Origin of the sequence: Streptomyces sp. NPDC006711 (assembly GCF_042869775.1) — a bacterium.
Taxonomy (GTDB): domain Bacteria; phylum Actinomycetota; class Actinomycetes; order Streptomycetales; family Streptomycetaceae; genus Streptomyces.
Genome location: NZ_JBIAGO010000001.1, coordinates 664,477 through 678,845 on the forward strand (window position 1 = coordinate 664,477; position 14,369 = coordinate 678,845).

A 14,369-nucleotide genomic window follows, 5' to 3' on the forward strand; every position below is an offset into this window, starting at 1 on the left:
ACCCCCTGGGAGTCCGCGGCAGGGCCACGGGCACCGTTCGCTCCGGAAGCGGCCGCTCCGGCGCCCGTGGATCCACTCACGCTTTACTCCTCGTGCTCCCCGGCCGAGGGCTGGGCGCCCTCGGCAGCAGCCTCGGCAATAGCGCCCTCGGCGTCGTCGGCCCCGTCGACCTCTTCGGCCTCGCTGCCCGCCTCGGCGTTACGGGCGATGCCGACCACGGCATCGCGCTTGCCCAGGTTGATCAGTTGGACGCCCATGGTGTCACGGCCCGTCTCCCTGACCTCGTTGACTCGCGTACGAATCACACCGCCGCCGAGCGTGATGGCGAGGATTTCGTCCGTTTCCTCGACCACCAGCGCGCCGACCAGCGAGCCGCGGTCCTCCACGATCTTGGCAGCCTTGATGCCGAGGCCGCCGCGGCCCTGGACGCGGTACTCGTCGACGGGGGTGCGCTTGGCGTACCCGCCATCGGTTGCGGTGAAGACGAACGTACCGGGCCGGACGACATTCATCGAGAGGAGTTCGTCTCCCTCGCGGAAACTCATCCCCTTGACGCCCGAGGTCGCGCGCCCCATGGGGCGCAGCGCGTCGTCCGTCGCCGTGAAGCGGATGGACTGCGCCTTCTTGCTGACGAGCAGCAGATCGTCCTCGGCCGATACCAGCTCCGCGCCGATCAGTTCGTCGTCGCCGCCGTCCGGCGTCTCGCGCAGATTGATGGCGATGACGCCACCCGAACGGGGCGAGTCGTAGTCCTTCAGCGACGTCTTCTTCACCAGGCCGCCCTTGGTGGCCAGGATCAGATAGGGCGCCGCGTCGTAGTCGCGGATCGCGAGGATCTGGGCGATCTTCTCGTCCGGCTGGAAGGCCAGCAGGTTGGCGACGTGCTGGCCGCGCGCGTCCCGCCCGGCGTCGGGCAGCTCGTACGCCTTCGCGCGGTAGACGCGGCCCTTGTTGGTGAAGAACAGCAGCCAGTGGTGGGTGGTGGAGACGAAGAAGTGGTCGACGATGTCGTCCTGCTTCAGCTTGGTGCCCCGCACGCCCTTGCCGCCGCGCTTCTGCGAGCGGTAGTCCTCGGTCTTGGTGCGCTTGACGTAGCCGCCGTTGGTGATGGTGACGACGATGTCCTCTTCGGCGATCAGGTCCTCGATGGACATGTCGCCGTCGAACGGCACCAGCGCCGAGCGGCGGTCGTCGCCGAACTTGTCGACGATCGCGGCCAGTTCCTCGCTGACGATCGCGCGCTGCTTCTCGGGCGAGGCCAGGATGGCGTTGTACTCGTTGATCTTCGCCTGGAGCTCGTCGTGCTCGGCGACGATCTTCTGGCGCTCCAGGGCCGCGAGCCGGCGCAGCTGCATCTCCAGGATGGCGTTGGCCTGGATCTCGTCGATGGACAGCAGCTCCATCAGGCCCACGCGCGCGACCTCGACGGTGTCGCTGCGCCGGATCAGCGCGATGACCTCGTCGATCGCGTCGAGCGCCTTGAGCAGGCCGCGCAGGATGTGGGCGCGCTCCTCGGCCTTGCGCAGCCTGAAGCGCGTACGCCGCACGATGACCTCGATCTGGTGCGTCACCCAGTGGCGGATGAACGCGTCGATCGAGAGGGTGCGCGGCACGCCGTCGACCAGCGCCAGCATGTTGGCGCCGAAGTTGGTCTGGAGGTCGGTGTGCTTGTACAGGTTGTTCAGGACGACCTTGGCGACCGCGTCCCGCTTCAGGACGATCACCAGGCGCTGGCCCGTACGGGAGCTGGTCTCGTCGCGGACGTCGGCGATGCCGCCGACCTTGCCGTCCTTGACCAGGTCGGCGATCTTCTGCGCGAGGTTGTCGGGGTTGGTCTGGTAGGGCAGCTCCGTGACCACCAGGCACTGGCGGTTCTGGATCTCCTCGACCGCGACGACCGCGCGCATCGTGATGGAGCCGCGACCGGTGCGGTACGCCTCCTCGATGCCCTTGCGGCCCACGACCAGCGCGCCGGTCGGGAAGTCGGGGCCCTTGATGCGCTCCATCAGCGCGTCCAGAAGCTCCTCGTGCGAGGCGTCCGGGTTCGCCAGGTACCACTGGGCGCCCTCGGCGACCTCGCGCAGGTTGTGCGGCGGGATGTTGGTGGCCATGCCCACCGCGATGCCGGCCGAGCCGTTGACCAGGAGGTTGGGGAAGCGCGCCGGCAGGACCGTCGGCTCCTGGTTGCGGCCGTCGTAGTTGTCCGTGAAGTCGACGGTCTCCTCGTCGATGTCCCGGACCATCTCCATGGCCAGCGGCATCAGCTTGCACTCGGTGTACCGCATGGCGGCGGCCGGGTCGTTGCCCGGGGAGCCGAAGTTGCCGTTGGAGTCCACCAGCGGCATGCGCATCGACCAGTGCTGGGCCAGGCGCACCAGGGCGTCGTAGATCGAGGAGTCGCCGTGGGGGTGGTAGGTACCCATGACGTCACCGACGACGCGGGCGCACTTGTAGAAGCCCTTCTCGGGCCGGTAGCCGCCGTCGTACATCGCGTACAGGACGCGGCGGTGGACGGGCTTCAGGCCGTCCCGCACGTCCGGCAGCGCACGCGAGACGATGACGGACATCGCGTAGTCGAGGTAGGAGCGCTGCATCTCCGTCTCGAGCCCGACGGGCTCGATGCGCAGGGCGAGGGCTGCCTCAGCGGCGGAGGCCGCCTCGGCGGCCTCAGTGGGCGTAGGAGTGTTCTCGTCGGCCATTGCTGGTTCTCAAGTCCTTTCGAAGCGGTCAGCGACAGACCGAGTCAGATGTCGAGGAAGCGGACGTCCCGCGCGTTGCGCTGGATGAACGAACGGCGTGCCTCGACGTCCTCACCCATCAGCACCGAGAACAGGTCGTCGGCCTGGGCCGCGTCGTCCAGGGTGACCTGGCCGAGCACCCGGTGCTCGACGTCCATCGTGGTGATGCGCAGCTCCTCGGCGTTCATCTCACCAAGACCCTTGAACCGCTGGATCGAGTCCTCGCGGATGCGCTTGCCGTTCTGCTTGCCGAGGTCCACGAGCGCGTCGCGCTCACGGTCGGAGTACGCGTACTCGAAGTCGTCCCGGCCCCACTTGATCTTGTAGAGCGGCGGACGCGACAGGTACACGTGCCCGGCCTCGACCAGCGGCCGCATGAAGCGGAACAGGAAGGTCAGCAGCAGGGTGTTGATGTGCTGGCCGTCGACATCGGCGTCCGCCATCAGGATGATCTTGTGATAGCGAAGCTTCTCGATGTCGAAGTCCTCGTGGACCCCGGTACCGAACGCCGAGATCAGCGCCTGGACCTCGGTGTTCTGGAGGATCTTGTCGATCCGCGCCTTCTCGACGTTCAGGATCTTGCCTCGGATGGGCAGGATGGCCTGGTACATCGGGTTGCGGCCGGACTTCGCCGAGCCACCGGCGGAGTCACCCTCGACGATGAAGATCTCGCACTTGGTGGGGTCGTTGGACTGGCAGTCCGAGAGCTTGCCGGGCAGCGACGCCGACTCGAGCAGTCCCTTGCGGCGGGTCAGGTCACGCGCCTTGCGGGCGGCGACGCGGGCCGTCTGCGCCTGGATGGACTTGCGGATGATGTCCGCGGCCTCGACCGGGTTGCGGTCGAACCAGTCGGTCAGGTGCTCGTGCACCACCTTCTGGACGAACGTCTTCGCCTCGGTGTTGCCCAGCTTGGTCTTGGTCTGGCCCTCGAACTGGGGCTCGCCCAGCTTGACGGAGATGATCGCCGTCAGACCCTCGCGGATATCCTCGCCCGAGAGGTTGTCGTCCTTCTCGCGCAGGAGCTTCTTGTCGCGGGCGTACCGGTTGACCAGGCCCGTGAGCGCGGCGCGGAATCCTTCCTCATGCGTACCCCCCTCGTGCGTGTGGATGGTGTTCGCAAAGGAGTAAACGCCCTCGCTGTACTGAGAGTTCCACTGCATCGCGATCTCGGCCGAGAGAAGTCGCTCCTTGTCCTCGGCCTCGATGTCGATCACGGTCGGGTGGATCAGCTCGCCCTTGCGCGAGTTGAGGTACTTCACGAAGTCGACGATGCCGCCCTCGTAGAAGTACGTCACCGTGAGCGGCTCGGGCTCCTCGCCCTCTTCCGCGGAGTCCGCACCCGAGACCGCACGCGCCGAATCGCGCTCGTCGGTCAGCTTGATCGTCAGGCCCTTGTTGAGGAAGGCCATCTCCTGGAAGCGCCGGGCCAGCGTCTCGAAGGAGTACTCGGTCGTCTCGAAGATGTCGCCGTCGGCCCAGAAGGTGACCGAGGTGCCGGTCTCCTCGGTGGCCTCGTGCTTGGCGAGCGGCGCCGTCGGGACACCCAGCTTGTAGTCCTGCGTCCAGCGGTAGCCGTCGGTCCTGACCTCGACGGCCACCTTCGTGGACAGGGCGTTCACCACCGAGACGCCCACACCGTGCAGACCACCGGAGACGGCGTAACCGCCGCCGCCGAACTTGCCGCCCGCGTGCAGGACGGTCAGCACGACCTCGACGGCCGGCTTCCCCTCGGAGGGGATGATGCCCACGGGGATGCCACGGCCGTTGTCGACGACGCGCACGCCACCGTCGGGCAGGATCGTGACGTCGATCGTGTCCGCGTGACCGGCGAGAGCTTCGTCGACCGAGTTGTCGACGACTTCCTGCACCAAGTGGTGCAGACCACGCTCACCGGTCGAGCCGATGTACATGCCGGGCCGCTTGCGGACCGCGTCCAGACCTTCGAGGACGGTGATCGCGCTGGCGTCGTACGAGGTGGTCACCTCGCCGTTCTCACCGCCGGCAGTGGACGGGGTCTTCTCGTTGGGGTTGCCGGAATCGGCCACGAAGCGCCCTTTCTGGCACAGCACGAGCCTCCCCTGTACAGGCAGGAGCGGCTGCGTCGTTCAGCGATGGTCGGCGTCGGGCGCCGCCGTGGCGGCGGGCGTCCGATCGCGTCTTTCGGTGGGTCCCGCGAGGACGGCGGGATTATCGACCAGTCTACCGGTAGCGCCGACATGAATGGGGGTTTGCCGGTACCTGAGTCCGCATGTGCCGCCCTGGGCGGGCGCCTACCGACTCCCCATATTCGGGGAGGGGCCCCAGGAGCCTCACACGGGCGTTCAGCGCTTCGGCCTGTCAACCTCCGACTACCGTGAGGGACGCCTCATCACCCACACCCGCCCCCGGAGGCCTCCGGAGCCCCGTTTTCGCACGTCACAGGGTGTGCCAGGGAGACGCGTGTGCCCTGCTCCGGCAGCACTTCGCGGGGCAGGACACAAGAAAGGAGGGGGCGCCGGCCCGGCCGCTCACCCGTAGGTGTCGCCCGGCCCCGTGCTCCCCGGCGCGCGCAGCCGGCCGTAGCGCTGCGGCGGCCCGCCCGGGCCCAGCACCTTGATCAGCCGGACCGTGCCGTGACCGAGGTCGGCGTTGATCCGCGCCACCAGCTGGGGCGCGAAAAGACGCAGCTCGGTGGCCCAGGCCGTCGAGTCGCACTGCACGGTCAGCACCGCGTCCGCCTGGTCGTACGACTTGGGCACACAGTGATTGGCCAGGTCCTCGCCGACGATCTGCGGCCAGCGGCCCATCACACCGCCGACCGCCGCGGGCGCCTCCCAGCCGCGTTCGTTGATCAGACGGTTGATCGCCGCGCCAAGCGGCAGCGGGTCCCGCCCGTCCGCGCGGGCTCCGGAGCGCAGCCCGCCGCCCCTGCGGGCCTGCTTCTTCTGCTGGGCGGCGTCACCTCGCGCCTTGGCCTGCTCCTTCGCGGCGCGCAGCGCGACCCGGGCCAGATCCACGCCGGAGGACTCCGGCACCTTCGGCGCCTCGCTTCCCGGCCCCTTCGCCTCCGTCATGCCCGCGTCACCTCGCCCTCCGCGACTTCGTACCTGACGCCCGCGAGGATCCCCGGAACGTCATCGTCCACCGCGGCCGTCACCAGAACCTGCTCGCCCTCGGCCACCAGTTCCGCCAGCCGTTCGCGCCGCTTGACGTCCAGCTCCGCGAACACGTCGTCGAGTACGAGCACGGGCTCGTTGCCCTCGGCCCGCAGCAGGTCGTAGGAGGCGAGCCGCAGCGCGAGCGCGTACGACCAGGACTCACCGTGGCTCGCGTACCCCTTCGCCGGCAGCTCGCCCAGGCGCAGCGTCAGATCGTCGCGGTGCGGCCCCGCCAGGGTGACGCCCCGCTCGATCTCCTGCTTGCGCACGTCCGCGAACGCCGCGATGAGCTGCCCGTACAGCTCCTCGCGGGTGTGCCCGGTGCCCGGTGCCGACGGCTTGTACTCCAGCACCAACGGGCCGCCGCCCGGGGCGAGTTGTTCGTACGCCTTGTCCGCGAGCGGCCCCAGCGCCGCGATCAGGTCGAGGCGCTGGGCCAGGAGCTCGGCGCCGGCCTGCGCGAGGTGCTGGTCCCACACGTCGAGTGTGGACAGGTCCATGCCCCGGCCGCCGTGCCTGCGGGCCATCGCGGCGGACTTCAGGAGGGTGTTGCGCTGCTTGAGGACACGGTCGTAGTCGGAGCGCACGGCCGCCATCCGGGGTGAGCGAGCCGTGATCAGCTCGTCGAGGAAGCGGCGGCGCTCGCCGGGGTCGCCCTTGACCAGGGCCAGATCCTCCGGCGCGAACAGCACGGTCCGGACGATCCCGAGGACGTCACGGGGTCTGACCTGCGAGGACCTGTTGATACGGGCCCGGTTGGCGCGGCCCGGGTTCAGTTCGAGCTCGATCAGCTGGGAGCGCTCGCCCTGGGTGACGGCCGCGCGGATCACGGCGCGCTCGGCGCCCATCCGCACCAGCGGGGCATCCGAGGAGACGCGGTGGCTGCTGAGCGAGGCGAGGTAGCCGACGGCCTCGACCAGGTTGGTCTTGCCCTGGCCGTTCGCGCCCACGAACGCGGTGACGCCCGGGTCGAGCGGAACCTCGACCCGGGCGTACGAGCGGAAGTCGGCCAGCGAGAGATGCGTGACGTGCATGGTGTCGCCGACCTCCCCCGGCTGACCTACTGCGCTTGGGAGCTACTTGGACTCGACCGCGTGGCCGCCGAACTGGTTGCGCAGCGCGGCGATCATCTTCATCTGCGGGGAGTCGTCCTGACGGGACGCGAAGCGGGCGAACAGCGAGGCGGTGATCGCGGGAAGCGGCACGGCGTTGTCGATGGCCGCCTCCACCGTCCACCGGCCCTCGCCGGAGTCCTGCGCGAAGCCCTTGAGCTTGTCCAGGTGCTCGTCGTCGTCCAGGGCGTTGACCGCGAGGTCGAGCAGCCAGGAACGGATGACCGTGCCCTCCTGCCAGCTGCGGAACACCTCGCGGACGTCGGTGACCGAGTCGACCTTCTCCAGGAGCTCCCAGCCCTCGGCGTAGGCCTGCATCATGGCGTACTCGATGCCGTTGTGGACCATCTTCGAGAAGTGGCCGGAGCCGACCTTGCCGGCGTGGACCGCGCCGAAGTCGCCCTCGGGCTTGAGCGCGTCGAAGATCGGCTGGACCTTCGCGACGTTCTCGGCGTCACCGCCGTACATCAGCGCGTAGCCGTTCTCCAGGCCCCAGACGCCGCCCGAGACACCGCAGTCCACGAAGCCGATGTCCTTGAGACCCAGCTCGACGGCGTGCTTCTCGTCGTCCGTCCAGCGGGAGTTGCCGCCGTCGACGACGATGTCTCCGGGCGACAGGAGCTCGCCGAGCTCGTCGATGGTGGACTGCGTCGCCGCTCCCGCGGGGACCATTACCCACACCACGCGCGGGCCCTTGAGACTGTCCACAAGCTCCTTGAGGCTGTGGACATCGGCGACGTCCGGGTTGCGGTCGTAACCGATGACGGTGTGGCCCGCGCGGCGGATGCGCTCGCGCATGTTGCCGCCCATTTTGCCGAGGCCGACGAGACCGAGCTCCATCACAGAATCCTTTGACGTTGAGGCGTTTCGTACCCGCGTCCGAGCCTACGCCGGAGCCCTGGTACACACCTGCGGGGTCAGCCGCTCAGACGTACGCCCCGGGTGCCCCGGGGCGTACGTGTTCAAGCCGCTCAGCCGGAAAGACGCACCGGCATGATCAGGTACTTGTAGGCGTCGTCCGCCTCGGCGTCCGGCGCGGGCTTGCCGCTGAGGAGCGCCGGCTTGGTCGAGGTGGTGAAGGCCAGCTGGGCGACCGGGGAGTCGATGGCGCTCAGGCCGTCGAGCAGGAAGGTCGGGTTGAAGGCGATCGAGATGTCGTCGCCCTCCAGGCCGGCGTCGACCCTCTCCACAGCCTGTGCGTCGTCGCTGGAGCCCGCCTCCAGGATGAGGACGCCCTGCTCGAAGGTGAGCCGCACCGGGGTGTTGCGCTCCGCCACCAGGGACACACGCTTGACGGCCTCGACGAACGGGGCGGTCTCGATCACCGCGACCGAGTTGAACTCGGTCGGGAACAGGGTGCGGTACTTCGGCAGATCGCCTTCGAGCAGGCGGGTGGTGGTGCGCCGGCCCGCGCCCTCGAAGCCGATCAGACCTTCGCCGGCCCCGGAGCCCGAGAGCGCGAGGGTGACCGTGTCGCCGCTGGTGAGCGCCTTGGCGGTGTCCAGGAGCGTCTTGGCGGGCACCAGGGCGACCGCCGAGGCGTCCGGGTGCTCGGGCTTCCACAGGAACTCGCGGACCGCGAAGCGGTAGCGGTCGGTGGAGGCCAGCGTGACCGTCTCGCCCTCGATCTCGATGCGCACACCGGTCAGGACGGGCAGCGTGTCGTCACGGCCGGCGGCGATGGCGACCTGCGCGGCGGCCGAGGCGAAGACCTCACCGGGAACGGTGCCCGTGGCCGTCGGCATCTGCGGCAGTGCCGGGTACTCCTCCACCGGCAGGGTGTGGAGGGTGAAGCGCGACGAGCCGCAGACCACGGTGGCTCGTACACCGTCTGTGGAAATCTCCACCGGCCGGTTGGGCAGGGCGCGGCAGATGTCGGCCAGGAGGCGGCCGGAGACGAGCACCGTGCCGTCCTCGTCGACCTCGGCGTCGACCGAGACCCGCGCCGAGACCTCGTAGTCGAAGCTGGAGAAGCTGAGCGCGCCGTCCTCCGCCTTCAGAAGAAGGCCCGCGAGTACGGGCGCGGGCGGACGGGCCGGGAGGCTGCGGGCCACCCAGGCCACCGCCTCCGCGAGTACATCGCGCTCCACCCGGATCTTCACCGGAACCGCCTCCTGCTGTTGCTGGCTCGCCCTGCTGGCTTTCGTCGTCGGCTGTATCGCCGGGGACCAGTCTGACGTACGCCGCTGACAGTCGGTGCGCGTCGGGGTCAAGTCGCGTCGAGGGGCGGTCGGGGCTCCGGCGGCCAGTTGTGCACAGGCCCCACTTCGAAGCGGATTCCGAGCTAACTCTAAGTGGGAGTAGTAGTAGGGCCTGTGGAAACCGTGGATAACCCCGTTTGCGCAGGTCACAGCACGTTTTTTGTCCACCGGTCCTGTGGGCGGCGCCCGTGGACAACTCGGAGTTTCTGTGGACGCCCGAAAGTTCTGCACATCCCGTGCACAGGACAGGGGTAGTTCTCCCCAGCGCTGTCCCCAGTTTTACCCCGGTTCCCCACAGGCCAACCCACCCCCTTGGTGTGACGGCTTTCACTCGGCCCGGTGATCGCGGGTGTTGCGTTGCCGAACAGTGGACAGGGCTGTGGAGAAGCTGGGGACAACGGGACGAAGCCTGTGGGCCGCCGGTGGAAAACTTCACCCACAGGCTGTGGACAGTGAAACCGTCCACAAGCTGTGGAATGCGATTGCCCACAAATCCCCAGGCGGTTGACCTGGGGTGATGGAGTATCAGGCGTCATGCCTGTGGAAGCAATCTGGACAACTTCGCGGTCCCCAGGGTGTGGACGGAAGAAAGTCATCAGATCTGTGGAGAACCGCCTCCGACCAGCCGGTATTCGAACATCGGGGGCGCCGCGGGACTCGTACACACGCTCCGGTCGGCGTCGTACGCGCGTATCCCGGGACCCGCCGAGGCCGTCGAGGAACGCCTGAGGGCGCCCGGATGACGGATCCCGGGCGCCCTCAGAGGTGCTGGTGCGGCGCTGGCGTGGTGTCTGGGTGCGGGCGGGCTCAGCCGTTCTTGATGCGGTTGGTGAGCTCGGTGACCTGGTTGTAGATGGAGCGGCGCTCCGCCATCAGCGCGCGGATCTTGCGGTCGGCGTGCATCACCGTCGTGTGGTCGCGCCCGCCGAACTGCGCCCCGATCTTGGGCAGGGAGAGGTCGGTGAGCTCACGGCACAGGTACATGGCGATCTGGCGGGCCGTCACCAGGACCCGGCTGCGCGAGGATCCGCACAGGTCCTCGACCGTCAGACCGAAGTAGTCGGCCGTCGCCGCCATGATGGCGCTCGCGGTGATCTCGGGCGCCGCGTCCTCGCCGCCGGGGATCAGGTCCTTCAGGACGATCTCGGTGAGGCCGAGGTCCACCGGCTGCCGGTTCAACGACGCGAACGCCGTCACCCGGATCAGCGCGCCCTCCAGCTCACGGATGTTGCGCGAGATCCGGGACGCGATGAACTCAAGCACCTCCGGCGGGGCGTTGAGCTGTTCCTGCACCGCCTTCTTACGGAGGATCGCGATACGCGTCTCCAGCTCGGGCGGCTGCACATCAGTGGTCAGCCCCCACTCGAACCGGTTGCGCAGCCGGTCCTCCAGGGTCATCAGCTGCTTGGGCGGCCGGTCCGAGGACAGCACGATCTGCTTGTTGGCGTTGTGCAGCGTATTGAAGGTGTGGAAGAACTCCTCCTGCGTCGACTCCTTGCTCGCCAGGAACTGGATGTCGTCGACCAGGAGGATGTCGACATCGCGGTAACGCTTGCGGAAGGTGTCGCCCTTGCCGTCGCGGATGGAGTTGATGAACTCGTTGGTGAACTCCTCGGAGCTCACGTACCGCACCCGGGTGCCGGGGTACAGGCTGCGCGCGTAGTGGCCGATCGCGTGCAGGAGATGCGTCTTGCCGAGGCCCGACTCGCCGTAGATGAACAAGGGGTTGTAGGCCTTGGCCGGCGCCTCGGCGACCGCGACGGCCGCGGCGTGCGCGAACCGGTTCGACGAGCCGATGACGAAGGTGTCGAAGAGGTACTTCGGGTTCAGCCGCGCGTGCGGCTCGCCGGGGCCGCCCTTCGCGGGCGCGCCCCCGGAGGGTGACGGCGCGAGATGGCCCGAGCCACCGCGCTGGGGAGGCTGTCCGTCCGGGAGCTCACGCCGCTCGGGCCGCTGCTCGTGGCGCTGCTGCTCGTACGAGGGCGGCTTGGGCTGCTCGTACTGACCCCGGCCCTGGTCGTACTGGCCCCGGTCCTGGTCGTACGGGCCGCGCTCGGGCAGCTGGGGGGAGCGGTAGTCGCGCTGGGGCTGCTGGGGGCGGCCGGCGCCGTAGGGCTCGCGCCACTGCTCGCCCGAGGAGTCGCGGTCCTGGAAGCCGCCGAGCCGGGGCTGCTGCCACAGGTCCTCCTGGGCGCGCGGCCAGCCGCCCGGTTCGGAGCGCTGCTGGTACTCGCCCGGGTAGGCGGGCCGGACGGTGGGCAGGCCGTCGTCGGCGGGGCGGCCGTAGGGGTCGTCCTGGTAGCGCTGCTGCTGCGACGAGGGCTGCTGGGGGGCGGGCGGCGCGGGCTCGCCCACCGAGTCGTCGACGGTGATCGCGATCCGGATGGTGCGGCCGCACTCGCGGCTCAGGGTCTCGCTGATCAGCGGCGCGAGCCGGCCCTCGAGGACCCGCTTGCCCCATTCATTGGGGACGGCCAGCAGCGCGGTGTCGGCCACGAGCGCGAGCGGCTGGCAGCGCTCGATCCACTGTTTGTCCTTGGGCTCGATGCCCTGCTGCCCCTCCCCGAGGAGATGCTCCAGCACTCGTGGCCACACTGCGGCAAGATCGGCAGGTACGTCAGCCACAGGGCACGCTCTCTCGCAGGTCCCACGAATGTGTGGTTCTCGGGACGGTATGGGATGGCATAGACAGACAGGCAAGGACAGATGGGGAGAAGACTCGGAGTTCAGCCACGGTAGTCGGGCCCACTGACGTGGTTCAAGTTGTTGTCCACAGCCTGTGCATACCGGGGGCCGCCGAGGAGCCGGTTTGACCGGATGGCGTAGCCGCGCGTACCGTAACCAGGTCGAGTTGTCGATGGCTGCTGCCGCCTGCCTCCGATGGGCAAAGATCACGATCTGTGGTCGTGAAGCGGTGCACACGGGCGTATACGCGAGCTACTCGTGGGCGCACGGTGACAGCCAGGCGATGTCTTGTCGCCAACGAATCATTTCTGGAGCCCCCGAGTGAGCAAGCGCACCTTCCAGCCGAACAACCGTCGCCGCGCCAAGACCCACGGCTTCCGCCTGCGGATGCGTACCCGCGCCGGCCGCGCGATTCTCGCGAACCGCCGTGGCAAGGGTCGCGCCAGCCTGTCCGCGTAACAGCTGACAGGTCATGACGTGCTGCCTACCGAGAATCGGCTGAGGCGGCGCGAGGACTTCGCGACCGCGGTTCGCCGAGGACGCCGGGCCGGCCGCCCGCTCCTCGTCGTCCATCTACGCAGCGGTGCAACGGACCCGCACGCGCCTGGGGAGAGCGCTCCCCCGACGCGTGCGGGTTTCGTTGTCAGCAAGGCCGTCGGCGTGGCTGTCGTCCGCAACCTGGTGAAGCGCAGGCTCCGCCATCTCATGCGCGAACGGCTGTCCCAGTTGCCCCCCGGTAGCCTGGTGGTCGTACGGGCGTTGCCCGGTGCGGGTGATGCCGACCATGCACAGCTGGCCCGAGACCTGGACGCCGCCCTCGCGCGGCTGCTGGGAGGGGGCGCGCGATGAAGTACCCGCTGCTGGCCCTGATCAAGCTGTACCAGTGGACGATCAGCCCACTCCTTGGGCCCGTCTGCCGGTACTACCCGTCGTGTTCCCACTATGGATATACGGCGATCGACCGGCACGGTGCCGTCAAAGGCACCGCCCTGACCGCCTGGCGCATTCTGCGGTGCAATCCGTGGTCGCCGGGCGGTGTGGACTACGTGCCGGAGCGCAAGCGACCTCGATGGCACGAGGCGCTGCGCGCTGCCTGGCGCGGCGACAAGGGCGGGCAGTCCGCCGCTGAGACCGAGACAAGCCCGGCCGCAGAGACCCCGCCCAATGCTCAAGGAGCCTGATTAGTGGACACGATTGCCAGTCTGTTCAGCTTCATCACCTGGCCTGTTTCCTGGGTCATCGTCCAGTTCCACTCGTTGTACGGCGCGATCTTCGGGCCGGACACGGGCTGGGCCTGGGGCCTGTCGATCGTGTCCCTCGTGGTGCTGATCCGTATCTGTCTGATCCCGCTCTTCGTGAAGCAGATCAAGTCGACGCGGAACATGCAGGCGCTCCAGCCGAAGATGAAGGCGATCCAGGAGCGCTACAAGAGCGACAAGCAGCGTCAGTCCGAAGAGATGATGAAGCTGTACAAGGAGACGGGCACCAACCCGCTCTCCTCGTGCCTTCCGATCCTCGCTCAGTCGCCGTTCTTCTTCGCGCTGTACCACGTGCTCTCGGGCATCGCCAACGGCAAGACCATCGGCGTCATCAACCAGCCGCTCCTCGAGAGCGCCCAGAAGGCCCACATCTTCGGTGCGCCGCTGGCCGCGAAGTTCATGGACAGCGCCTCCAAGGTCGAGGGCCTTGGTGCGACGCTGACGGACGTCCGGGTCATCACCGCGATCATGATCGTGATGATGTCGGCCTCGCAGTTCTTCACCCAGCGCCAGCTGATGACGAAGAACGTGGACCTGACGGTCAAGACGCCGTTCATGCAGCAGCAGAAGATGCTGATGTACGTCTTCCCCGTCATGTTCGCCGTGATGGGCATCAACTTCCCCGTCGGTGTCCTCGTCTACTGGCTGACCACCAACGTGTGGACCATGGGCCAGCAGATGTACGTCATCAACCAGAACCCGACGCCGGGTTCCAAGGCTCAGGCGCACTACCTGGACCGGCTGGTCAAGAGCGTGACCCAGCACGGTGAGGTCCAGGGCAAGCGCCGGCGCGCCGTCGTCCAGGCGATCGTGGCCAAGGGCCCGGACCGCAACGACAACGAGCGCAAGTTCATCACCGGCCTCTCCAAGCAGGGCTTCGTGGCCCAGGCCGACGGCACCGTGGTGAAGAGCGACACGGCGCTCCTGGAGGCCGAGGGCGGCGCGGCTCCCAAGCGCCAGCAGCCCAAGCGGCAGACCAAGGCGCAGCGGCAGGGCGGCGCGACGGTGGCCCAGCAGGACGACGCGGCCGCGAAGACCTCGCTCACGAAGGACTCCACGGACGCCGGTGACTCCGCGGCCGAGGCGCCCCAGGACAAGCGGACCGAACCGCAGGGCGCCAAGCCCCAGCAGGAGAACAAGCCGAAGCAGGGCAAGCCCACCGCGGGCCAGGCACGAGCCAAGTCGGGACAGCGCAAGGGTCAGCAGCGGCCCAAGCACCCGACCAAGAAGTAAGAAG

General features: G+C 68.4%; 11 protein-coding genes. 4 read left to right on the forward strand and 7 right to left on the reverse strand.

All coding sequences use genetic code 11. The features are described from left to right. Nucleotides 1-83: 83 nt before the first annotated feature. From gyrA to dnaA, 7 genes are all read right to left on the reverse strand, one after another. Nucleotides 84-2,699 (reverse strand): DNA gyrase subunit A, encoded by a 2,616-nt coding sequence (gyrA, locus tag ACFYM2_RS02915; protein WP_388832798.1) that lies wholly within the window; start codon nucleotides 2,697-2,699, stop codon nucleotides 84-86. Nucleotides 2,700-2,743: 44 nt separating this feature from the next. After that, nucleotides 2,744-4,807: a DNA topoisomerase (ATP-hydrolyzing) subunit B gene (gene gyrB, locus ACFYM2_RS02920; protein WP_359002589.1), complete on the reverse strand. Its 2,064-nt coding sequence runs from the start codon at nucleotides 4,805-4,807 to the stop codon at nucleotides 2,744-2,746. A 438-nt stretch (nucleotides 4,808-5,245) separates the two neighbouring features. Then, on the reverse strand, nucleotides 5,246-5,791 hold the full coding sequence (locus ACFYM2_RS02925) for a DciA family protein (protein WP_359002587.1): 546 nt from the start codon (nucleotides 5,789-5,791) through the stop codon (nucleotides 5,246-5,248). Further along, nucleotides 5,788-6,909 (reverse strand): DNA replication/repair protein RecF, encoded by a 1,122-nt coding sequence (gene recF / locus ACFYM2_RS02930; protein WP_359002585.1) that lies wholly within the window; start codon nucleotides 6,907-6,909, stop codon nucleotides 5,788-5,790. Before recF ends, ACFYM2_RS02925 begins: the two co-directional genes overlap by 4 nt. A 42-nt stretch (nucleotides 6,910-6,951) precedes the next feature. Continuing rightward, complete coding sequence (gene gnd / locus ACFYM2_RS02935; protein WP_120722444.1) at nucleotides 6,952-7,827, reverse strand: phosphogluconate dehydrogenase (NAD(+)-dependent, decarboxylating); 876 nt, start codon at nucleotides 7,825-7,827, stop codon at nucleotides 6,952-6,954. Between the two features lie 131 nt (nucleotides 7,828-7,958). Then, complete coding sequence (gene dnaN / locus ACFYM2_RS02940) at nucleotides 7,959-9,089, reverse strand: DNA polymerase III subunit beta (RefSeq protein WP_388832803.1); 1,131 nt, start codon at nucleotides 9,087-9,089, stop codon at nucleotides 7,959-7,961. Between the two features lie 906 nt (nucleotides 9,090-9,995). After that, nucleotides 9,996-11,813 (reverse strand): chromosomal replication initiator protein DnaA, encoded by a 1,818-nt coding sequence (gene dnaA, locus ACFYM2_RS02945; protein WP_359002581.1) that lies wholly within the window; start codon nucleotides 11,811-11,813, stop codon nucleotides 9,996-9,998. Between the two features lie 381 nt (nucleotides 11,814-12,194). Between dnaA and rpmH the strand changes: the two genes are divergently transcribed. Genes rpmH through yidC form a run of 4 tightly spaced genes read left to right on the forward strand, consistent with a single transcriptional unit; the run spans nucleotide 12,195 to nucleotide 14,365 of the window. Further along, complete coding sequence (gene rpmH / locus ACFYM2_RS02950) at nucleotides 12,195-12,332, forward strand: 50S ribosomal protein L34 (protein ID WP_006381191.1); 138 nt, start codon at nucleotides 12,195-12,197, stop codon at nucleotides 12,330-12,332. An 18-nt stretch (nucleotides 12,333-12,350) separates the two neighbouring features. Beyond that, on the forward strand, nucleotides 12,351-12,722 hold the full coding sequence (gene rnpA, locus ACFYM2_RS02955) for a ribonuclease P protein component (protein WP_350231468.1): 372 nt from the start codon (nucleotides 12,351-12,353) through the stop codon (nucleotides 12,720-12,722). Then, a complete protein-coding gene (gene yidD, locus ACFYM2_RS02960; protein ID WP_078966182.1) occupies nucleotides 12,719-13,054 on the forward strand; it encodes a membrane protein insertion efficiency factor YidD in 336 nt (111 codons plus the stop codon). The genes rnpA and yidD overlap by 4 nt, the downstream gene beginning before the upstream one ends. Before the next feature lie 3 nt (nucleotides 13,055-13,057). Further along, nucleotides 13,058-14,365, forward strand: coding sequence for a membrane protein insertase YidC (yidC, locus tag ACFYM2_RS02965; protein ID WP_359002574.1), 1,308 nt, complete (start codon nucleotides 13,058-13,060; stop codon nucleotides 14,363-14,365). The last annotated feature ends 4 nt before the right edge of the window (nucleotides 14,366-14,369 follow it).